This window comes from Nostoc sp. FACHB-190, from assembly GCF_014696905.1.
GTDB lineage: Bacteria > Cyanobacteriota > Cyanobacteriia > Cyanobacteriales > Nostocaceae > Nostoc_B.
In genome coordinates, this window is sequence record NZ_JACJQW010000008.1 from 212,301 (window position 1) to 235,030 (window position 22,730).

The 22,730-nt window shown below is 42.0% G+C and carries 21 protein-coding genes; 18 read left to right on the forward strand and 3 right to left on the reverse strand.

The genetic code is table 11. The features are described 5' to 3' along the window. Nucleotides 1-511 precede the first annotated feature (511 nt). From H6G28_RS12395 to H6G28_RS12435, 9 genes are all read left to right on the forward strand, one after another. On the forward strand, nt 512-1,093 hold the full coding sequence (locus H6G28_RS12395; RefSeq protein ID WP_190671055.1) for a KaiA family protein: 582 nt from the start codon (nt 512-514) through the stop codon (nt 1,091-1,093). Nucleotides 1,094-1,195: 102 nt separating this feature from the next. Beyond that, nucleotides 1,196-1,522, forward strand: coding sequence for a circadian clock protein KaiB (gene kaiB, locus H6G28_RS12400; protein ID WP_062294773.1), 327 nt, complete (start codon nt 1,196-1,198; stop codon nt 1,520-1,522). 77 nt (nt 1,523-1,599) lie between these two features. Then, nucleotides 1,600-3,159, forward strand: a complete 1,560-nt coding sequence (gene kaiC, locus H6G28_RS12405) for a circadian clock protein KaiC (protein WP_190591918.1) — start codon at nt 1,600-1,602, stop codon at nt 3,157-3,159. 104 nt (nt 3,160-3,263) lie between these two features. After that, complete coding sequence (locus H6G28_RS12410) at nt 3,264-5,555, forward strand: TolC family protein (protein ID WP_397329476.1); 2,292 nt, start codon at nt 3,264-3,266, stop codon at nt 5,553-5,555. A 195-nt stretch (nt 5,556-5,750) separates the two neighbouring features. Beyond that, entirely contained in the window at nt 5,751-6,149 is a 399-nt protein-coding gene (locus H6G28_RS12415; protein ID WP_190591919.1) for a hypothetical protein, read from the forward strand. A gap of 196 nt (nt 6,150-6,345) precedes the next feature. Next, complete coding sequence (locus H6G28_RS12420; protein WP_190591920.1) at nt 6,346-6,846, forward strand: hypothetical protein; 501 nt, start codon at nt 6,346-6,348, stop codon at nt 6,844-6,846. Nucleotides 6,847-6,935: 89 nt separating this feature from the next. Continuing rightward, complete coding sequence (locus tag H6G28_RS12425; RefSeq protein ID WP_190591921.1) at nt 6,936-7,715, forward strand: photosystem II electron transport protein, Sll1252 family; 780 nt, start codon at nt 6,936-6,938, stop codon at nt 7,713-7,715. Between the two features lie 56 nt (nt 7,716-7,771). Beyond that, nucleotides 7,772-8,047: a hypothetical protein gene (locus H6G28_RS36820; RefSeq protein ID WP_242048511.1), complete on the forward strand. Its 276-nt coding sequence runs from the start codon at nt 7,772-7,774 to the stop codon at nt 8,045-8,047. After that, nucleotides 7,995-8,780: a hypothetical protein gene (locus tag H6G28_RS12435; RefSeq protein ID WP_190671056.1), complete on the forward strand. Its 786-nt coding sequence runs from the start codon at nt 7,995-7,997 to the stop codon at nt 8,778-8,780. The genes H6G28_RS36820 and H6G28_RS12435 overlap by 53 nt, the downstream gene beginning before the upstream one ends. Before the next feature lie 325 nt (nt 8,781-9,105). Here the strand turns inward: H6G28_RS12435 and psb29 are convergent, their stop codons facing one another. Next, nucleotides 9,106-9,807, reverse strand: a complete 702-nt coding sequence (psb29, locus tag H6G28_RS12440) for a photosystem II biogenesis protein Psp29 (protein ID WP_190671058.1) — start codon at nt 9,805-9,807, stop codon at nt 9,106-9,108. A gap of 306 nt (nt 9,808-10,113) precedes the next feature. On the opposite strand from psb29, the gene H6G28_RS12445 reads away from it, so the two are divergent. After that, on the forward strand, nt 10,114-10,731 hold the full coding sequence (locus H6G28_RS12445; protein WP_190671060.1) for a chromophore lyase CpcT/CpeT: 618 nt from the start codon (nt 10,114-10,116) through the stop codon (nt 10,729-10,731). 75 nt (nt 10,732-10,806) lie between these two features. Here H6G28_RS12445 and H6G28_RS12450 read toward each other — a convergent pair whose 3' ends face one another. Together H6G28_RS12450 and hemF are read right to left on the reverse strand one after the other, a co-directional pair. Further along, the gene (locus H6G28_RS12450; protein ID WP_190591925.1) at nt 10,807-11,175 is read right to left on the reverse strand and encodes an STAS domain-containing protein; all 369 of its coding nucleotides are present in this window, start codon (nt 11,173-11,175) and stop codon (nt 10,807-10,809) included. A 399-nt stretch (nt 11,176-11,574) separates the two neighbouring features. Then, complete coding sequence (gene hemF, locus H6G28_RS12455; RefSeq protein WP_190591926.1) at nt 11,575-12,618, reverse strand: oxygen-dependent coproporphyrinogen oxidase; 1,044 nt, start codon at nt 12,616-12,618, stop codon at nt 11,575-11,577. A 444-nt stretch (nt 12,619-13,062) separates the two neighbouring features. On the opposite strand from hemF, the gene H6G28_RS12460 reads away from it, so the two are divergent. The 8 genes from H6G28_RS12460 (at nt 13,063) to H6G28_RS12495 (ending at nt 22,577) form a co-directional block, all read left to right on the forward strand. Beyond that, nucleotides 13,063-13,587 carry an SRPBCC family protein gene (locus tag H6G28_RS12460; protein WP_190591928.1) on the forward strand — a complete coding sequence of 175 codons (525 nt, stop codon included), beginning with the start codon at nt 13,063-13,065 and terminating at the stop codon, nt 13,585-13,587. Between the two features lie 204 nt (nt 13,588-13,791). Then, on the forward strand, nt 13,792-14,865 hold the full coding sequence (locus tag H6G28_RS12465) for an Mrp/NBP35 family ATP-binding protein (protein ID WP_190591929.1): 1,074 nt from the start codon (nt 13,792-13,794) through the stop codon (nt 14,863-14,865). Nucleotides 14,866-15,113: 248 nt separating this feature from the next. Beyond that, nucleotides 15,114-16,430 carry a rod shape-determining protein RodA gene (gene rodA / locus H6G28_RS12470; protein ID WP_190671063.1) on the forward strand — a complete coding sequence of 439 codons (1,317 nt, stop codon included), beginning with the start codon at nt 15,114-15,116 and terminating at the stop codon, nt 16,428-16,430. Between the two features lie 101 nt (nt 16,431-16,531). Continuing rightward, the gene (locus tag H6G28_RS12475) at nt 16,532-16,729 is read left to right on the forward strand and encodes an NAD(P)H dehydrogenase subunit NdhS (protein WP_190591931.1); all 198 of its coding nucleotides are present in this window, start codon (nt 16,532-16,534) and stop codon (nt 16,727-16,729) included. A gap of 70 nt (nt 16,730-16,799) precedes the next feature. Beyond that, entirely contained in the window at nt 16,800-17,456 is a 657-nt protein-coding gene (locus H6G28_RS12480; protein WP_190671066.1) for an HAS-barrel domain-containing protein, read from the forward strand. A gap of 146 nt (nt 17,457-17,602) precedes the next feature. Beyond that, nucleotides 17,603-19,735, forward strand: a complete 2,133-nt coding sequence (locus tag H6G28_RS12485; protein ID WP_190671068.1) for a cation:proton antiporter domain-containing protein — start codon at nt 17,603-17,605, stop codon at nt 19,733-19,735. A 350-nt stretch (nt 19,736-20,085) separates the two neighbouring features. Beyond that, the gene (locus H6G28_RS12490) at nt 20,086-21,021 is read left to right on the forward strand and encodes a UDP-glucuronic acid decarboxylase family protein (protein WP_190591934.1); all 936 of its coding nucleotides are present in this window, start codon (nt 20,086-20,088) and stop codon (nt 21,019-21,021) included. 164 nt (nt 21,022-21,185) lie between these two features. Continuing rightward, complete coding sequence (locus H6G28_RS12495) at nt 21,186-22,577, forward strand: UDP-glucose dehydrogenase family protein (RefSeq protein WP_190591935.1); 1,392 nt, start codon at nt 21,186-21,188, stop codon at nt 22,575-22,577. Nucleotides 22,578-22,730 lie beyond the last annotated feature (153 nt).

Below are 22,730 nucleotides of genomic sequence, written 5' to 3' on the forward strand. Positions count from 1 at the left end.
AAGACCATTGCCGTGGTAAATTTAATTGTTCCAGCCCTGCCTTGCTGGTTGACTTTGCCTTTGCCACTTTATAACTTTGGGGAAATAACCTAAAAGTGTTTTACTGGTGTTGTCACGTTTGATCAAGAGTGACAGCTAAAACAATTATGGCTCTCAAGACTCGCTTTAGAACCTTGAGGAATTATAATGATTTAGAATGCAAGCCTACTTTAAGTTAGTTTAAGTATCCTATCAAGGGGTGAAATCAAAAAATCTACATTCTGATGGATATACATAATATGCGAATCTCAATCAACTAATGTACCCTCTATAACGAACACCTCATCTTCCTGCTTACTTGTTTTCTGTAGTCGTTGAGCCACTATAGAAATTGGTTTATCTAGAGCGGTAATTAAGAATTGACTAACAACTTAACTAAATTATTAGTCAGATTCTCTCAAGTTTCTCTCAAACTTTGTTCAACTTAACCAACTCTGGTTGGAGTGATTCAGCAAGATGTTTAAATATATAAATGCTACTACCTATACTATTTTTCCAACCAAATGTTAAAAAAATTTTAGATAACCTAGTTCAACTAGGTACAAAACCACCATTTAACCCAAGCCGTGAGTACTCTTTTGGGCATAGTTCCGCTCAATTTAGCACATCTGCTCTTGTGTCTGCCACCACAGCTAGACTTTACTCCTTACTAAATTGGTTGCCAGCGAATCTTAATCAAAATTTTATAGACAAATATTTTTACGTGTTTGCGTGCCAGCAGCAAAAACCACAACAGGTTTTTCAGCAAATGACTCAAGTGGATCAGCAGGTATTATTACAACAAATTAAATCTGATTATCGCCAGATTCTTATAGATTACTTTACTACAGACAAAACCTTGAAAGAAAAAATCGATAAATTCATCAATACAGTATTTTGTGCTAATATTCCTGTGCCTCAAATCATCGAAATTCACATGGAACTCATTGACGAGTTTTCTAAACAGCTAAAATTAGAAGGAAGGAGTGATGAAACATTACTAGATTACCGTTTGACTCTCATAGATATCTTGGCTCACCTATGTGAAGCTTATAGATGTGCAATTTCTAAATAGGTCATTAAACATATCAGCAACAGTCATCAACACCAAAAACTATGTATTTCCCTAAAATCACTAAACTTAGATTTTAGTTTTTATGTTTAAGTTCATCTTTTTATGAATAAAGCCAGAAAAACTTATGTTCTCAAACTTTATGTCGCTGGGAACACCCCTAACTCAGTCCGGGCATTAAAAACACTAAAGAACATATTAGAGCAAGAATTCCAAGGTGTTTATGCACTCAAAGTCATTGATGTAATGAAAAATCCCCAACTAGCTGAAGAAGATAAAATCTTAGCGACACCAACATTATCAAAAATTTTGCCGCCTCCAGTGCGGAAAATTATTGGTGATCTTTCAGACAGAGAAAGAGTGTTAATTGGATTAGATTTATTGTATGAAGAACTAAGTGAAGAAGACTGGGAAGAATCCCAAAACCTTTAATCTAATTTTTTTTGCAGACAAATTAGTACCTTTAGTAAGAGAAAAACTGGGTTAAAAGCCCTATTTATGATCAGGCAATGAGTGAAAACGAGCAAAAAGAGCAGAACCCGACACCAATTGGTGGTGTAGAAAAAATCCGCACAATGATCGAGGGGTTTGACGATATTAGTCATGGTGGTTTACCAGTCGGTAGAACTACCTTGGTTAGTGGCACCTCTGGTACAGGTAAAACCTTATTATCCCTTCAGTTTTTATATAACGGCATTACTTATTTTGATGAGCCTGGTGTATTTGTCACCTTTGAAGAATCGCCTAGCGACATTATCAAAAATGCTCATATTTTTGGTTGGAACTTACAACGCTTAATGGATGAAGGTAAGTTATTCATTCTCGATGCTTCACCAGATCCTGAAGGTCAAGATATTGTCGGTAATTTTGACCTTTCGGCATTAATTGAGCGACTACAATATGCTATTCGGAAATATAAAGCCAAACGTGTGTCTATTGATTCGATTACCGCCGTATTTCAACAATACGAAGCAGTGGGAGTCGTCAGACGCGAAATTTTCCGCTTGGTAGCTCGGCTGAAACAGTTGAATGTTACTACCATCATTACCACAGAACGAAGTGAAGAATATGGCCCTGTGGCTTCTTTTGGAGTTGAGGAATTTGTTTCGGATAACGTGGTAATTGTGCGGAATGTACTAGAAGGAGAACGTCGGCGACGGACGACGGAAATTCTCAAGTTACGGGGTACAACCCACATGAAAGGTGAGTATCCTTTTACCATTACTAATGCTGGAGTCAACATCTTTCCTCTGGGCGCAATGCGCTTAACTCAAAGGTCTTCTAATGTCCGCGTTTCCTCTGGTGTCAAAACACTGGATGAAATGTGTGGTGGTGGTTTCTTTAAAGATTCGATTATTTTAGCCACCGGAGCAACCGGTACTGGGAAAACATTACTTGTAAGTAAATTTTTACAAGATGGTTGTGTGAATGGTGAACGTGCCATTTTATTTGCTTACGAAGAATCACGCGCTCAACTTTCACGGAATGCTTCTTCTTGGGGAATTGATTTTGAAGAATTAGAACATCAGGGGTTACTCAAAATCATTTGTACTTATCCCGAATCAACTGGTTTAGAAGATCACTTGCAAATTATTAAGTCAGAAATTGCTAACTTTAAACCAGCAAGAATAGCCATTGATTCACTTTCAGCTTTAGCCAGAGGTGTAAGTAATAACGCTTTTCGTCAGTTTGTGATTGGTGTAACTGGTTATGCCAAACAAGAAGAAATCACTGGCTTTTTTACCAATACAACTGACCAATTTATGGGTTCTCATTCTATTACTGACTCACATATTTCTACAATTACTGACACAATTTTGATGTTGCAGTACGTAGAAATTCGTGGGGAAATGTCGCGGGCAATTAACGTGTTTAAAATGCGAGGTTCCTGGCACGATAAGGGAATTCGTGAGTATAATATTACGGCTGACGGCCCAGAAATTAAAGATTCTTTCAGGAATTATGAACGGATTGTGAGTGGTGCGCCTACCCGCGTTAGCATCGACGAAAAGGCAGAACTTTCTCGCATAGTCAGAAGTTTTGAAGACAAAAGGAGTACCGATTCCTAAATTTGGTATCGTGCTATATCCCTTCTTCAATTTAGTATCGTGCTATATTCTGTGGTGAAGAAAAGGTTTCTGCCGCTAGATTGATTTTCGTGTGAGGGGATGCGGTGAAAGGACAGCAATTATTTCATAACAGACAGCAATTATTTCATACTTTCTTACCTGGCGTAACAATGGCGGTATTAACAGCCCAACCCGCCTTGGCTAACACAGTAAAAGTAAGTAACGTACAACAAAAACCTGCGCCTAGTGTTGTGACTTTAACTGAAAGTCATAACATAGTAGCAGATAACACTCAACTGCCTAAAACTGCAAACCAGATGTTTCCAGATGCAGGCTCTAATTCTGAGTCTACTGCCTTGAATGTGCCTACTTTAAATAGTCAAAGTCACCCAGGCACATCGACAGAAAATACTGGTATGACACTGGCACAAATACCTCAGAAACATCCAGTTGGTTTTGCCAATTCGACACCGACTTTGAATTTTTCTCCAAAGTCAGAGCCGCGTAATGCACGCAGAATTCAAAAACCCAAAAAATCAGCGACTGCGGCGAGAGAGAAGTTTAATCATACATCTGTCAATTCTGCTACTTTCCCAGTTTCTGCTATTCAAAAAAAACCTGTTTTCTTATCTTCGATTCAACAGTCCGCAGCATCACAGCCAAATTTAAAAACTCAGTTGCCCATAGCCCAACCAACGGTGTTTAAGGGTGCAGGGGCGGCGCAATTGTTAGCAGCACGCAGTTGCTCACAAGAAATCGGGATATCGACGGCGCTATCTTTGTACTCTAGAGGTTGTGAGCAGCAAAAATTAACTGGAGAGCTAACGGCACAAAACAATACAGTTGCACCAGAACCGACGGAAGCAGCGCCAGACGCGACAACTGTGCCGAGTACTAGTGATTCTGGTGCTACGCCAGTGGAGACAGCACCAACAGCTACTCCAACGCCTGTTGTAGAACCTGCTAATGCTCCCCAGCCCAGTAATACTAGTCCAACGCCTGTTGTAGAACCTGCCAATGCTCCCCAGCCCAGTAATGCTAGTCCAGCTGCTACTGATGCTGTCCAAGTTCCAGAAAACTTGATTCCGACGGCGAATCCTCTGCAATTTCCGACAAAAGCCGAGGAAGTGACTGTTCAAGGTAATCAACCAATTTCTTTAGAACAGGCTTTGGCGGTAGCGCGACGGAATAATCGAGAACTACAGATATCGGTATTGCAGTTAGAACGCAGTCGAGGAGCTTTACGGGAAGCCCAAGCCGCTTTGTATCCGACATTGGATTTGAATGCGGATATTACTCGCAGTCAGTCGGCTTCTAGTCAGCTACAAGATACGTTAAACGGTCGAGCTGGGTTAAGTTCTAACAGTGATGAACCTAGCACTGGTTTCAATGGTCAGGCGCAGTTGACGTATAACATTTATACTTCGGGAAGACGGCAAGCGGCGATTAAAGAAGCTGAGGAACAGGTACGTTTCAATGAATTGGATGTGGAACGTCAGTCTGAGGAAATTCGCCTGAATGTGACTACCCAGTATTACGACTTGCAAGAAGCCGATGAGCAAGTACGGATTAACCAGTCAGCCGTAGAAAATGCCCAAGCAAGTTTGCGTGATGCGGAAGCCTTAGAGCGTGCGGGTGTTGGGACTCGCTTTGATGTTTTGCGATCGCAAGTTAACTTAGCCAATGCTCAACAAGACTTAACTAATGCAATTTCCAATCAGCTAATAGCCCGACGACAGTTAGTCACTACCCTGAGTTTGCCACAAGATATTACTATTAGTGCAGCAGATACAGTGCAGTTAGCTGGTTTGTGGAATCGGTCATTAGAAGAAAGTATTGTTTTGGCGTTTCAAAACCGTCCAGAACTACAACAGCAGTTGGCACAACGGAAAATTAGCGAACAACAGCGCCGACAAGCCTTAGCAGCGAATTTACCACAATTGAGTTTTATTGCTAACTACAACTTGTTGGATCAGTTTGACGATAGTGTCAGCATTACTGATGGTTATTCTGTTGGGGTGAGAGCAAGTTGGAACTTGTTTGATGGTGGTGCAGCACGGGCTAGAGCATCTCAAGCCAAAACCAATATTGCGATCGCAGAAACCAACTTTGCCGAGCAGCGTAACCAAATCCGCTTCCAAGTAGAACAGGCTTTTTCTACCCAACGGTCTAATTTAGACAACGTGCAAACAGCCAACACAGCCCTAGAACAAGCCAGAGAAGCTCTACGTCTGGCGCGGTTACGCTTCCAAGCTGGGGTAGGTACGCAAACGGATGTGATTAACTCCGAAACTGACTTAACAAGAGCAGAAGGTAATCGAGTCACCGCTATCTTAAATTACAACCGGGCTTTAGCTCGATTACAGCGTGCAGTTACTATTAGGTCATTTCGTTAATTAGTCAATGGTCAATGGTCAATAGTGATAGCAGGTTACAGGTGATAAAGTTAAAAGTCTTTGACTGTCATAAGTTTGATTGTTCACTGATGTCTTCACCACCTGGACTACCGCTATATCGCTGGAGTTGAAATTTTTAACTCTGGACTATTGACTCTAGACTATTGACTATGGACTATTGACTACAGACTACTCATGACTCAAGTGACATCTCAAGAAATTGCCTTATTTCGTTCTCAGTTAGCAGATGATCCTGTAGCTATGGAAGCACTGGATTTGATTGAAGACTGTGAAGGAGATTTAGAAGATGCAGCTATGACACTCGCTATCAAAGCCGGACAAGAACCAGAACAAGCAAATTCTGAATGGTTGGATGCTTTGGCGAAAAAGTGGCGGGCGGTAATTTGTGAATCAGAATTTAGAGAAGAATTGTTAAATAGCTCGATTTTAGGGATGATGGCACATCTCAAAACAATGCCTACCTTCCCTAAAATTTTGGCGACACCAGTTTTAATCTACGTCCTCAAGCAAGGTGTGAACAATTTTTGTGAACCACTGGATGGGATTAAGTTGGAAGTGGGGAGTGGGGAGTAGCACCTCGACTTCTCCTGTCGGAGACGCTGCGCGAACGCTCGGCGACCAAGGCAGAAGGCAGACAGGGAGCAGGGGGAGAAATTTTACTCAGCACTCAGCACTTCAGACTCAGCACTCCAGACTCAGCACTCAGCACTTTTTTCCTGATACCCTGTTAATTAAGGCGAACTTCTTTCAGGAAACTGTTGTTAGATCAATGAATTACCTTGTTGCTGTATTACCAGACCGTATCCAAGCTGAAGCTGCTTATTTAGCACTAGAAAAAGACAGCATCAATAGCACAATCTTAGGTAGGGGATATAAAACTGCTGACGAGTTTGGTTTGATTGATCCCAAAGAGCAAGCTAAGAAGCAAGCAAAACTGATGACATTTTGGTTAGTACCGTTTGGTTTTTTTGCTGGTTTTACCTTCAGTTTCATTACTGGGTTAAATACCTTTGCTTGGGCTGGTGAAATTGGTAATCACGTTGTTGGGGGATTACTGGGGGCTGGTAGTGGCGCTATGGGTGCTGTGTTTGTTGGTGGTGGAGTAGGTTTGATTACAGGTAGTGGAGATGCGCTACCTTATCGCAACCGCTTGGATGCTGGTAAGTATTTAATCGTGGTTCAGGGTTCGGAAACTCTGACTCGCCAAGCCACCAGAATACTACGTCAGTTTGAGCCAGAAAATATTCAAGGTTACGCTGACGCTAAATAAGGCGAAACAGGGGTGGAAGGGTGCAGGGGTGTAGGTGTGAGAAACGGGTGTAAGCTTAACCAAAGACCATTGACAATTGACTTTTAATAATGTTGCCACGAGAAGAACTTTTAAAGGGTGTAGAAAATCGAGATACTGTTGCGCGTGTGATTGATCAGGCGGAACAGGCGATCAAAACTTGGGAAGTGGTGTTGACGGATTTTTTGTCTCCGCCAGAATTAGCAGAAATTCAACGGGTTTTTAATCGATTAACTGAAGTGCAGTTATTGGCTTGGGGTGGATATCCCCAAGCTGAACGCCAACGAATTGCGATCGCTCGTGGAGAAATTCCCTTAGATCAATCACAAGTGGCTATTGTGGCTTTAGAAATTGCGGGTAATTTTTTATTCGATACCGCTAGTCACCGTGATTTTTTAGGTGCAATGTTGGGAACCGGAATTGTGCGGGAGAAGACAGGAGACATTATTGTTTTAGGCGAGCGAGGAGCGCAGGTAATCGTTGTGCCGGAAATGGCAGAATTTTTAGAGATGAATCTGCAACAAGTACGCTCAGTTCCCGTAAAAACCCAACCAATTGACATTAGCGAGTTAAAAATTCGGGAACCCAAGAAAAAAGAATTAACAACTGTAGAAGCTTCTTTAAGATTAGATGCGATCGCCAGTGCTGGTTTTGGCATGTCTCGCAGCAAAATGGTAGATTTAATCGATGGTGGCGATGTGCGCGTTAACTGGAAGGAAATTACCCAAGCTAGTTTTCAAGTCAAATCTGGTGATTTAGTTGCTATTCGCGGTAAAGGGCGTTTAGAAGTGGGCGACGTGGCGATTACTAAAAAAGACCGTTACCGTGTTCAACTGACACGATATATGTAACATAATAAACGGGTTTGAGTTTGTCTTATTGTTAGCAACCTCTGGTTTGTTCGGTAATGATTACTTGCAAAAGCCGCTTTTACATCCAAGTACCACAACATTTGACTACGGATGAACAACAGAATGCAATTGAGCAGGCATTGATTACTTGGAAACGCGATCGCATTTTACGGAATATGATAATTTGGGTTGCGATCGCCCAACGCAACAATCTGGGTTACAGTATTACTTACGGAAATATTATGCTTCCAGTGACAAAAATATACTGTCAGGTTATCTATGCTGCGTTTATCATATCAAGCTTTAATTACACCTTTAATATTCTGTTTTAGCTTATTAGGAATTAGCGCCCTGCAATTCCCTCGATTACAATTACTATTAACTAACAAACAAGATATTTCGTTAGAGGTTTTACAAAAAGATATCAAAGCTGAACATCTCCGGTTAAATTTATTAAAAGAGATACCTAGTTTTGGTTATGACAACTTGATAGCTAATTGGGTTTATCTCAATTTCTTACAGTACTTTGGTGATGATGAAGTACGCGAAAAAACAGGTTACAGTCTTAGCCCAAAATATTTTGATATTATTATTAAACATGACCCAAGATTTTTAGGAGCTTATGTCGGGCTTTCTACTAGCACTTCTTTGTATGCTGCTATGCCAGAACGCTCGATTAAATTAATGGAAGAGGGTTTACGTAGTATGACTCCCCAAGTTCCAGAAAAATCTTACTATATATGGCGTTATAAAGGTATTGATGAATTATTATTTTTAGGAAATTATCAGGCCTCACAAAATTCTTTCATTATGGCAGCTAATTGGGCAAATAACTATTCCGATCCAGAAAGTAAATATATAACTCAAAATTCTTATCAAACTGCTTTATTTTTGAGCCAAAATCCTGATAGCAGGTACGCCAGAATTACTACCTGGGCAATGATATTAAATAATGGAGTAGATGAAAAAACTCGTAAAAGAGTCATAAGCGAAATTGAGGCGTTGGGAGGAAAGGTAATTAGCACTCCAGAGGGTAACAAAATTTCTTTCCCTCCCAAAGATTGAAAAAAAGTGTCTGAATCAATTATTCAGGATTCAGAAGAGTGCTGTTAATAGGCTATTTATAAAGTAAATATTAAGTAGGGTGTGTTACGGCTATACAAGGATATTGGAACTTATACCATTTTGGATTTTAGATTTTAGATTTTGGATTGGGTAAGGGTTGATTGGTAAGCTTTTGAGCCATCCATTTGTCGCAATCATTTTTTAATTTGGTATTAGAAAAGTGAGAATGAGCCGTAACGCACCATCTTTATTGGTGCGTTCAGCATTACTATAAAGCACCCTAGAATTTAAGGTTTACTTAATAAATCATCTCTAACAATGTTAGCTATTCGTTAGCACTAGGGGGAGTAGCTGGTGCAGTCTGTTGACGCTGTTCACGTTTTTTGCGGTCAGCTAAGAGCATATCTGCCATTACTGCTAGTGCTTGCGACATTTTCTCTAGATTAGCGCGATATAACTCCAAATCTTTGTTGAGTTTGTCTTCCGATAAATGTAATCCAGCCGCAATTGTTTTGATAGCGTCATTGCGTTGCTTGTCATCTTTAACCAAGTCTGGGTCTGATTGTTCTAGTAAGGAAAATAGACCAATGGCAAACAAGCGATTGTACTTAAATTGAGAATTGTTAGCGATCGCTTGCAATTGTGATTGTAAATCAGGATCACGGTCTGAATGATTAGCCTGACTCAACCAAGCAATTAAATCATTGACTGCGAAACCTTTCGCCAAAGCTTGCAACCTTTCAGCATCCTGTCTATATCGCTGTGAGTCTTGCTCTACAGCTTGACAGATAGCCTGAAAAATTGATTCTTTGTCCCTTTCTGGTTGATAGCCTTGCATAAAGCGGTCAAAGGTTGTGACAACGCCCAAGGCATAAATTGGATTGTAACTAAAATCAACATTTACTGATAGCAGGTGCATTTCCACCATCAACTCTTCTACTACCCGACGATAGATTGTGTTGATAGGGCGGGTATGTAAGGAGTAGAAAGTTCTCTTGGTATCAGAGACAGTACGGACGTTATTCACAAAAAAAATATTAAGAATGTTAAGGGCGAAGTTATTTTATTGTCTCCCTTAAAGGCTACTTTGCCAAGTTCGGCTTTCTCATCAGAATCTTTGGTTAATTTGGTAGCATAAGGGAAATCAAAGTGATTAACGCAGAATTTACACCAAATTCTTTCAGATTGGCGAATTAATAACTCAGTTTGAGCCAGAGGGAGAATTGCTTATTTCGCGGTATACCCTCAGTGATGGCTTTGAGTTTCCTACTGAATTTATTCTGCTTCCCGAATTATTTTTGATCCAAATATTTTGAATTGTGCATCTCAACTTATGAGCCTTTCACCGCTTCTCATGACTCTGGGTAATTATATAGCTGGAGAATTTGACAATCGAGAACAAGCTTTAGCCGAACCTGCTTGGTATGTCCATTTACGGATGTGGCAAAGACCTGTAAACTTATTCACTCAAGACAGCATTACCTTGTTTGCCGAACAAGCGAATATTGTCAACTTAGACCGCCCTTATCGCCAGCGAATTATGCGGTTAATGGCAGGGAAAAATTGGGATGCACCTTTGCAAGTCCAGTACTATATGCTTAAAGATCCAAGTGCCTTAAGTGGCGCAGGTCGTAATCCTGCTTTACTCAAGACACTCACAATCGAACAATTAGATTTATTACCAGGGTGTGTGTTGACACTGACCCAGGAAGAATTAACTCCCAAAAACTATAAGTTTGTCGCTACGCAACCAACCGAGACTCGTTGCTGTTTTAATTATCAAGGCAACAATGTACAAGTTTCCTTGGGGTTTGCAGCTACAGCAGCAGAATTTTACAGCTACGACAAAGGCATTGACTCGGAAACTGGCAAAGCAACTTGGGGAGCGATTTTAGGGCCTTATCGCTACACTAAACGGGAACAGTATTCTCTTGATGGTGCTGAGTGCTGAGTAAAAAGCCTAACTGTTAGCCTTGAGCAGTTTTCTCACAGGTTGTTAGTGCCGTTATTCATACTCAGCACTTAATTAACTGGCAATACTCCGAGGAACACCTTCTAAGGCTTCCTCTTCTGTTTCAAAAATTTCAAATACTGTGTCCATCATCGTAACTTCAAACACGAGTTTGGCTTCTGGGTGTACGTTGCAAATGCGGAAACTGCCTTTGACTTTATCCGCATCGCGCATCCCAGCTACCAAAGAGGTGAGGCCAGAACTATCAATAAAATTTACTTGCCCAAGATTCACCACGACATGGCGACTCAACTTAGAAATACATTCCTGCAACTTTAAGCGAAACTGCCAAGCTGTGGTGATATCCAGACGACCAGCTGGTGCTAAAACTATGACGGTGTTACCGTCCTGGGTGGTATAGGTTGTTTGATCTATTTTTATCACTAAAAATCCCCGTGGCACTCATTTTCAAATTGACTATTGCTGGATTGAGCCTGAGATTGGTGAGTCAAACAACTTACTTTTTTGGTAATTCTGACTTTCGGAGGCACGAAAGCTTGACAGAAACTTGGTAAATTAGTTGACTCACCGCTTAAGAGGACTATCCAGTGCTGACACTTGAGATAAACAAGTTATAGCTAAAATAGTCACCTATTTACTAGGTGCTTACCTTTAGTAGTGTAACTCACTAAAAAAGTGCTGAGTACTAATGAAAGTGCTGAGTTGAAAGCTCTGAGTGCCAAGTAACGAATATGCAAAATTTTATATTCCTATACAACGCACCCAATACTGAACTTTCTCGGCAGATAAATTTCACTTGGGGGGATTATATTGTATGTGATCTTAGGGGGTTGCTGTCCAATTGATCCAATCTTGCGGCTTGAGGAAAGTATTATACAATTCGGCTTCGGGGGAATTGGGTTCTGGCTGATAACCATATTCCCAGCGTACTAAGGGCGGTAAGGACATAAGAATGGATTCGGTGCGGCCGTTGGTTTGGAGTCCAAAAATGGTGCCACGGTCGTAAACCAAGTTAAATTCCACGTAGCGGCCGCGTCGGTAGAGTTGGAAGTTGCGCTCGCGATCGCCATATTCTATTTCATGTCGCCGTTCTACAATTGGTACGTAAGCTGGTAAAAAAGCTCGCCCACTGCTATTGATAAAAGCAAATAAATCTTCCCAAGTCCGTTGCCCTACTACTCCTACTTGGTCGCTGTAATTTGCTGCTGGGCCTTGGGGGTTGGGGCCGCGATATAAAGTACCTTGACCATCTTGATAATCAAAGAACAAACCGCCAACACCCCGTGTCTCGTTGCGATGTTTGAGATAAAAATACTCATCACACCACAGCTTAAATACTGGGTAATATTCGGCGTGGTGTTCGTCACAAGCCTGTTTCACAGTTTTGTGGAAATGGGCTGCATCTTCGGCGAAGGGGTAATAAGGTGTTAAGTCAGCACCACCACCAAACCACCAAACGGGGCCAGCTTCAAAATAACGGTAGTTTAAGTGAACTGTGGGGACATAAGGGTTGCGTGGATGTAACACCAAAGAAGTACCTGTAGCATAAAATTGGTGTCCTTCCGCTTCTGGACGTTGGGCTAAAATCGAGGGCGGCAGGTGAGAACCCCAAACTTCAGAAAAATTTACACCTGCTTGTTCAAAAATTCTGCCCTCACGCAGTACACGCGATCGCCCACCACCACCCTCTGGACGTTCCCAAGCATCTTCTTGAAACTTACCCACACCATCTAACTCGGTCAACGCTTGGGTAATTTCGTCTTGCAGCTGTTTCATAAACTGACTCACCCTCGCCTTAGCATCCGTTGGCGGCAAGAACTTGGATGAGGCTGCTTTTACTGTTGGGGTGTGCGAATTAGTCAACATAGAGATTCCCGAACCTTAATTACAATTGCCAAAAACCCAGAAATTTTCCGTTAAAAATTGGTAGACAATAAGAACTGTTTTTTTAGCTCGACTTACTCAAACTACTTTTTTCTTAGTTGTCACACTTTTAAACGATTGATGTGTATGACTAGAGTTATTTTCCCTCAAATGCGTATAGGCTTGTATATTGACTCAGTTTTTTTTGTACTTCTTGATGGGAACATTCTGGTGTTAGCTCAACTTCAGGCAAGTTAGTATATGCCGTACTGATGATGGTGATGCCCTGCAAGCCTCGGTTTCCAGCCTTAGCAACCTTGTTATCATCTGTGACTAATTGGTACTTGCTATGCCGCAACCAATATTGAGAAATGTTAAGTCAGGGCAATTATGATTGCTCACCAGACCAGAGTTACCAGCAAGTCTGTAGCGAGGAGGATAAGGCAAATGCGAGGTTGGTTATCAAAATTCATCCACCGCAAACGTCGGCGCTTTTGTGCGTCTTTAGTCAGGACGTATCGAGAGATTAGTGACGCTTCTGTAGATGAACTGTGGCAAAAAGTAGTTGACTTAACCGATGTATCCTGGCATCCCCTACTCAAAAGTACGAATGTCCCCTACGGATTAGTCCCCAAACCCGGATTAATTTACCAAGCAGTCACTCGCGTTTCGCCCTTTCCTATCCGCATCTTTGTAGAACGGGTCAATCCCAGAGAACTGTTGAGTGTGAGAGTGCTGGCAATTCCTGGCGTGGAAGAGAGAATTACTTATCAAGTGGAATCTACGGTGTGTGGAACTTGTTTGTCTTATTCTGTCACCCTCAAAGGCTGGCTCTCTCCCCTGATTTGGTCATTTTCTCGCCCCTATGCCGATCGGGTGGCACGTTCTTTAGTTGAAGCCGTAGAAAATGCCGCAGTGCAAGCGGTATCTAGTAAGAAAAAACCTTTGAATGATGGTTGTTTTGATTTTTAGAAATGAGGGAGTGGGGAGTGGTGAGTTGGGAGTAGGGGTTGGAGGTTAGAAGCCAAAGCCGAAATTTGGTACGGCGAAAATTATTTTTTCATCTTTGACTCCTACTCCCCACTCCCTATTCCCCACTCCCCAACAAAGTTAAGATTCTATTAGGTAAGAATAAAAATTTCTTAAATTTTTTACGGCGGTAATGCTGAAAACACTATGTACGATGTCCTTGATTCCCGTTCTGTCTTAGAAGTATTGCGGCCTGTGCAAGACCCAGAACTCCGTAAGAGTCTGGTAGAACTGAATATGATTCGCAACGTTAACATTGACGGTGGCAAGGTGAGCTTTACTTTGGTTTTGACCACACCAGCCTGTCCTTTGCGTGAATTTATTGTCGAAGATTGTGAAAAAGCTGTTAAAAAACTCCCAGGCGTGACGGAAGTCAAGGTAGAAGTCACAGCCGAAACACCCCAGCAAAAAAATGTCCCCGATCGCAATGGGGTTCCTGGGATCAAAAATATTTTGGCAGTTTCCAGTGGTAAAGGTGGTGTCGGTAAAAGCACAGTGGCGGTGAATGTCGCCGTCGCCCTTGCCCAAACAGGGGCGAAAGTTGGTTTGCTGGATGCTGATATTTACGGCCCCAACGATCCCACCATGTTGGGGCTAGGAGATGCTCAAATTACCGTCCGTTCCACAGACAAAGGTGAAGTGTTAGAACCCGCCTTTAATCACGGAGTCAAATTAGTCTCAATGGGCTTTTTGATTGACAAAGACCAGCCGGTGATTTGGCGGGGGCCGATGCTGAATGGTGTGATTCGCCAGTTTCTTTATCAAGTGGAATGGGGCGAACTAGATTATTTAATTGTGGATATGCCACCGGGAACGGGTGATGCTCAGTTAACTTTAGCCCAAGCTGTACCAATGGCGGGATCTGTAATTGTGACTACACCACAAACCGTCGCTTTATTAGATGCTCGGAAAGGATTACGGATGTTTCAGCAAATGAACGTCCCTGTTTTGGGAATAGTAGAAAACATGAGTTACTTTATTCCCCCGGATATGCCAGATAAACAGTACGATATTTTCGGTTCTGGTGGTGGTGAAAAAACTGCTACAGAATTGGGAGTGCCTTTATTGGGCTGCGTCCCCTTGGAAATTTCTACTAGAGTTGGTGGTGACAGTGGTGTGCCGATTGTGGTGTCTCAACCAGATTCGGCTTCGGCTAAAGCCTTAAAAGCGATCGCCCTGACTATCGCCGGTAAAGTATCAGTTGCTGCGCTGACGGCATAAATTTTTAATTTTGTCTGATTCCTGGGCAATTGCCTAGGAATACAGATTATGAATTGAGAATTTAGAAGTTAAAATTCAGAAGTCAGAATTTCTCATTGTTTTAAGTATGCGGAATATAGTGAAAAAGTATTTTGGTTTGTGAAATAAATTCACAGGTTGGTAAACTCCTCCTGAATTTTACTTACTGTCTCCTAAATTCTTTTACTCAGTAAATTTAACTCTCCAAATTAAATTCTAAAATCACAACAATGTTGTTAAAACGTTCGCTTCCCAAAGTTCGCTGGAAGTCTTGGGTTAAACCTTGGCAACAAGTAGATTGGTTATTATTTTTTTTACCTGTTGCAGCCAGTATGTTTGGCGGTCTGATGATTCTTAGTACAGAACTCAAACAGCCTGTTACAGATTGGTGGTGGCATTGGTTGGTAGCGGGAATTGGCTCTTTTATCGCGTTGTTTTTAGCCCGCATCCGCTACGAAAATCTACTCCAGTGGCATTGGATTACTTATGGTCTGACTAACTTGAGTTTGATTGCGGTGATGGTGGCTGGTACGAGTGCGAAAGGCGCACAACGCTGGATTAGCGTCGCGGGTTTTAATGTCCAACCATCGGAATTTGCCAAAATTGGCATTATTATTACCCTCGCCGCCTTATTACACAAGCGGACAGCTTCTTCCCTAGATAACGTCTTTCGCGCCTTGGCGATTACTGCCGTTCCTTGGGCATTAATATTTTTACAACCAGATTTGGCGACTTCCTTGATATTTGGAGCGATCGTTTTAGGGATGCTGTACTGGGCTAATGCCAATCCTGGCTGGCTGATCTTGTTCATTTCTCCAGTCATTTCCGCAATTTTGTTTAGTATTTACTGGCCTTTATCGGAGCCAATTATCTTATTTAAAGAATTAGCTTTAGGGCCTTTAGGGGTAGTTTGGTCATTTGCAATGGCAATTGTAGGCTGGCAAACACTTCCTTGGCGAAGATTTGGTCTGGGTGCGCTTGGCTCTTGGATTTTGAATATTTGCGGTGGTGAACTCGGTGTTTTTGCTTGGAATCATGTTTTAAAAGAGTATCAAAAAGACCGCCTCACCGTATTTATTAATCCCGATCATGATCCTTTGGGCGCAGGCTATCACCTGATTCAATCACGGATTGCCATTGGTGCGGGTGAAATTTGGGGATGGGGCTTGTTTAAAGGGCCGATGACTCAACTTAATTTCGTCCCGGAACAGCATACAGACTTTATTTTCTCTGCCGTCGGTGAAGAATTTGGGTTTGTGGGTTGTTTAGTAGTACTGTTTGTCTTTTGCTTGATTTGCTTCCGGTTGCTGCACGTAGCCCAAACCGCCAAAGATAACTTTGGTTCCTTATTGGCAATTGGTGTGTTGTCGATGATTGTATTTCAGCTGATTGTCAATGTCGGGATGACTGTTGGTTTAGCACCTGTCGCTGGGATTCCCCTACCGTGGATGAGTTATGGACGTTCTGCAATGCTGACTAATTTCATCGCTTTAGGAATAGTAGAATCGGTGGCAAATTTCCGACAAAAGCAGAAGTATTATTTATGAGTCATTGGTCATGAGTCAATAGTTGGAATGCAAAGGACAAATGACCAATGACAAAGGACAAGTATTAAGCTATTAACAGTAAACCAGCGAGGGTAAACATCATGATTCTGCCTGGAGCAACTGTTCGTGTTAAAAATCCCGCAGATACCTACTATCGCTATGAAGGACTCGTACAACGGGTAAGTGATGGCAAGGTAGCTGTATTGTTTGAAGGTGGCAATTGGGATAAACTGATTACCTTTCGCCTGTCAGAGTTGGAACCTGTAGACACCACAGCAGGACGTAAAAAAGCAAAATAAGCTTTTAGTCAATAGTCAACAAGCCTTGGACTATTGACTTTTTACTCAGCACTCAGCACTCAGCACTATCATGCGTCTTCCTTTACCACAATTTGCGACAAGCGATCGCCACCCCAGCCACATTGCGGAGGTGATTGAGACTAATACTACTGAATTTCTGGCACAATGCTTGGAACCAGAGGATTTGAGCTTTCCGGCTATGCCAGCTTTTGGTAGTTGGGTTTGTGCTGTAGATGAAGAGTCTGGAAATCAAGTTTATGCTGTGGTGTCTTATGCCACAACTATGCCGATAGATTCTGTGCATCGGGCTGTGGCGATGGGTTTGTCATTGCAGGAATTACGAGAAGAACAACCCCAGATATTTGCTATGCTCAAAACGGAATTTCGGGCGGCGATTGTTGGTTTTTCACCGCCTACCCAAAATTCCGCAGCAACTCCCCAGATATATCAGTATTTACCACCGCGCCCACCGCAAATTCACCAAGCGGTTTATCGCTGCGAAGCGGAAGCAATTATTAAATTTACAGAAGAATTAGATTTTTTACGGACATTATTGTCTGTAAATGGTGCGCCAGTTGAGTCTTTAACCGCCGCAGCTATTCGAGATGTTTATCAGTTACGTAAAGCTGACAGAGAATGGCTGGTGAAAGCGGGACGAATGCTGAGTGTATTGTTAAAAGATGATTATGACCGCTTACGGTTTATTTTGAGTCAAATACACCCATAGGTAGTTATTTTATGAAAAATTACTTAAGTAATCTCAAATAAACTGTTTTGTCATTTATCAGGGTGGCTTTTATAATGATTTGTTTTGATTGTGCGATCGCCTAACAAGCGATCGTTGTTTTACCGTCGCTACTTGAAGTCCTACCTATGGAACCAGTCTTATCAGTTCTGGCGCTAGAACCTAACTTCCATCTGGGTCAGGAACCAATCGTTCCTTTGGCAATTTTACTATTGGTGATTTTAGCTGTACCCATTTTGTTTGAGCGCCTCAGAATACCAGGGTTAGTTGGTTTAGTTGGTTCTGGAGTTGTACTTGGCCCGTCAGGTTGGAATTTAGTTCACACTGATGACTCCATCATTCACCTACTATCTGACATTGGCTTAATCTATTTGATGTTTTTGGTAGGTTTAGAACAAGACTTGCGCCAATTACAGCATAGTCAAAAACAAGCTTGGAAATTTGCTGGGTTCACTTTGATTATCCCTTTACTGATGGGAATCTTAGTCGGGAAGATATGCGGCTGGGGGTCGAATACATCTCTATTCATCGGCTGTTTATTTAGTTCTTATACCCTTTTGGCACATCCCATTCTCAGCAGCTTGGGAGTGGTTAATAATCAAGCCGTTAGCACCTCAATTAAAGCAACGATATTAACTGATATTGGTGCTGTTTTGATATTATCAATTTTCTTATCTAGCCAACCCACAGAGACATTCAGTTTATCTTACATCCTCACATATTTAGGTCGGTTAATTATTTATACAACAATTGTTTGGGTGGGTTGTGATTGGGCTAGACAAGAATTTTTCCGTCGTTCTGGAGACGATGAAGGTAATAAATTTTTATTTGTCTTGCTATCAGTATTTATTGCCCTCATCAGTTGTCAATTACTGGGAATTGCAAAAATTGTTGGAGCCTTTTTAGCAGGTTTGGCAGTGAATACAGTAGTTGGTGACAATCCCACTAAAGAAAAAATTACTTTTTTGGGTAGTGTTTTATTTATTCCGGTATTTTTTGTTAACCTTGGTGTTTTGATTAATTTGCCTGCTGGCAGCAACCGAGTTACAGTTTTAGAGTTAATTTTGTTAGGTTTTGTTAGTGTAATTGTTAGTAAATTTGTAGCGGCGTTGTTAGCAAAACTTTGCGATCGCTATAACTGGCAAGAAATGTTTACTATGTGGTCGATATCCTTACCCCAAGTCGGTATTACCTTAGTGGGGACTTTTTTAGGGTATCGTGCTGGCTGGCTCTCTACAGAAGTATTTTTCAGCATAGTGGCGTTAGTATTGATCACATCAACTTTAGGGATTGTACTTACAGATCACCTAGCTGTGGCTTTAACACCTACACCCCAGCCAGAAACACTCACAGTAAATTTACCTGAAGCCAAAATCGTTAAAAAACCTAGTATCTTCACCATAGTTGTACCAATATATAATCCTCATACGCAGCAGTACTTAATGGAAATGGCGGCGCTATTAGCCCACTTAGAAAAAAGTAAAATTATCCCGTTACATATTGCCACGGCTGCGGCGCAGATGGATGCACCACAACTAGAAGCATCTCTGCAAAAAAGTGAACGTTTATTAGCCAAAGCCACTGAGCAGAGTTTGGGCTGGAAAATTGAAACAGTACCACTACTGCGGATTGATAATGCTTATGGAGCAGGAATTAGCCGAGCCGCAAGAGAGCAGCAAGCCAGTTTAATTGTTATGGGTTGGGGTAAACGGACTGGTTTGCGATCGCGTTTATTTGGTAATGTGACTGATAGTGTATTGTGGGCTTCCCATTGTGCAGTAGCGGTCACACGTCTGGTAGAATCCCCCCAAAAAATTCAGCGCATTCTCGTTCCATTAGAAAATTTAACTTCGCCTGTATTGCCTGCTGTCAAGTTTGCCCAAACGTTGGCCGAGGTTAATCAAGCCCAAGTCACAGTTTTAAATGTGTGCGATCGCCGCATCAGTTCTAGTAAAATTGCCGCTAGGCGATCGCAACTAACAGTTTTAGTCTCCCAATTAGCCCTGCCAAATCCCCCAGAAATTCAAATGATTGCTCATGAAAATATTGCCCAGGCAATTTTACAGGCAGCCAGATTGTATGACTTGGTGGTATTACCTTTTATCCGTAATTATTATATCCCTGGCGGCTTGGTCACGAGTGATCTAACGACTCAAATCGCCAAGCACCTGACTTGCTCGATTGTCATCCTGAAAGCCTCTGAAAATACGCAAGTCACAAACATATCTAAAACCATTGCTAACAAGAGTTTTATGATTTAAGACATTTCCCTAATCCATCACTTGCAGTCGGCAATTTTGTAACTTCAGATAGATGAAAAGCTATTACTGATTATAATTTTGCTTTTACAAGCAGCTAAATTTTGTTGAAGATTTCATGAATTATCCGGTAAAAATGCTCAAGCCTTCAGTGATGTTTGCTATTTTGCTAGAAGAATTGTCCAGCAAGTAAGTATTCATGTAACAAAATTGCATACATAACAAAGGTTAGTTACTCATAAAATACATTACTAAAATTTAGCTGTGTTCGCCCTGCATTTTTGTATCTCGGCTGGGTATTCTAAAAACAAGCTAAACAGCCACTACTAGTATCTGTAAATATCAGGAAAACTATGAGAATTTTGGTGACGGGCGGCGCTGGTTTCATTGGCTCCCATCTCATTGATCGATTAATACCCCAAGGGCATGAAGTAATCTGCTTGGATAATTTTTATACAGGTACTAAGCGAAATATCTTCAAATGGATGGGACACCCAAACTTTGAGTTGATCCGCCACGATATTACTGAGCCAATTCGTTTAGAAGTCGACCAAATCTATCATTTAGCTTGTCCAGCTTCGCCAGTACATTATCAGTACAACCCAGTGAAAACCGTTAAGACTAACGTTATGGGAACGCTGAATATGCTGGGGTTAGCTAAACGTGTAAAAGCTAGATTTTTGTTAGCTTCGACTAGCGAAGTTTACGGTGATCCAGAAGTTCATCCCCAAACCGAAGACTATAGAGGTAATGTTAATCCCATTGGCTTGCGTTCTTGTTACGACGAAGGTAAAAGAATTGCGGAAACTTTAGCATTTGACTACTACAGACAAAATAAAGTTGAAATTCGCGTAGCCCGAATATTTAACACCTACGGGCCACGGATGTTGGAAAATGATGGGCGGGTAGTCAGCAACTTGGTAGTTCAAGCACTACGGGGTATTCCCTTAACTGTGTATGGTGAAGGTACACAAACACGTAGTTTTTGTTACGTGTCTGACCTAGTAGAAGGACTGATGCGGTTGATGAATTGTGAATTTACTGGCCCCATCAATTTAGGTAATCCTGACGAATACACAATCCTGGAATTGGCTCAGGCTGTGCAGAATCTGGTGAATCCCGATGCCGAGATTAAATTTGAACCACTACCCTCAGATGATCCTCGCCGCCGTCGCCCTGATATTAGCAGAGCCAAAACTTGGTTAAATTGGGAACCTACCATTCCTCTGCAAGAGGGGTTAAAACTGACAGTAGAGGATTTCCGCGATCGCCTAAAAAGTGATACTTAGGATTTAAGCTTCCCCGCAGTGGATCAAACTGCTCTGAATCAGAGTACAAGCTAGGTTGAATTCATAGCTTGTACTTGAATCATTAGTTCATCAACGGCGTGTAAATGTCGTATGGACAACTTCATTTTTGAAGAATCACCCCAAGAAAGCGAGGAGTTAATAAGATGCGTGTTTGCGTAATTGGTACTGGATACGTTGGTTTAGTTACAGGTGCTTGCTTGGCTCACATTGGCCATGATGTAGTTTGCATCGATAACAACGAAGAAAAAGTCAAATTGATGAAGTCTGGGCAATCACCAATTTTCGAGCCAGGACTCTCGGAAATTATGCAATCTGCCATTCAATCAGGCAATATTCAGTTTTCCTCCGATCTCGCGGCTGGTGTCGCCCACGGTGAAATTCTGTTTATTGCAGTGGGTACACCACCTCTACCCACTGGTGAAAGTGATACCCGTTATGTTGAAGCTGTAGCCCGTGGAATTGGTGCTAATCTCAATGGCGGTTATAAAGTCATCGTCAACAAATCTACAGTCCCCATTGGTTCTGGTGACTGGGTAAGAATGATTGTTTTAGATGGCATTGCAGAACGCCAAAAATCACTGGTACCAGCAGGTGGTGTGCCTAGCGATGACAAATTGCCAGAACTGGCTGCACATTTTGATGTAGTCAGCAACCCAGAGTTTTTGCGTGAAGGTTCAGCAGTATACGATACCTTTAACCCCGATCGCATTGTTTTAGGCGGCAATAGCTCAAAAGCGGTCGCTATGATGCAAGAACTTTATGCCCCCATTGTCGAGCGCAAGTTTGCTGCTGACCAATCTTTACCACCTGTACCTGTACTAGTTACAGACCTCAGTTCAGCAGAGATGATTAAATACGCTGCGAATGCTTTCTTGGCTACCAAGATTAGTTTTATTAACGAAGTTGCTAACATTTGCGATCGCGTTGGTGCTGATGTGACTCAAGTAGCTAAAGGCATTGGTTTAGACTCCCGCATCGGTAACAAATTCTTACAAGCCGGCATTGGCTGGGGTGGTTCCTGCTTCCCCAAAGACGTTTCCGCTTTGATTCACACTGCTGATGATTATGGTTACGAAGCTCAACTACTCAAATCAGCCGTCAGCGTTAACGAACGCCAGCGTTTGATTGCTTTGGAAAAACTTCAGCAAGTTCTAAAAATCCTCAAAGGTAAAACAGTCGGCTTGCTTGGTTTAACCTTCAAACCCGATACCGACGACTTGCGCGATGCACCCGCACTCAACTTAATTGAGCAACTCAACCGCTTAGGAGCCAAAGTTAAAGCTTACGACCCCATTATTTCTCAAACTGGGATGCGTCATGGTTTGTCTGGCGTTTTGGTAGAAACCGATGCTGAAAGACTCGCCGATGGTTGTGATGCTTTGGTTCTCGTAACCGAATGGCAACAATTCAGCCAGCTAGATTATGCCAAAATGGCACAACTGATGAACAACCCTGTCGTGATTGATGGTCGTAACTTCCTCGACCCTGAAACAATGGTAAGAGCAGGTTTCCAATACGTTGGTATCGGTAGATAATTCTCCAAATGTAGGGTAGGCAATGCTAATGACGTAAGAATTAGCTTGATCAAAAAGAAGCCTCTCGCCTACCCGGAACGGGAGGCGATGAGATGAATTTTTGGGCGACGACGAGTTGACCTCCGACCATTATCAACCGCTAGGTTGATTAGG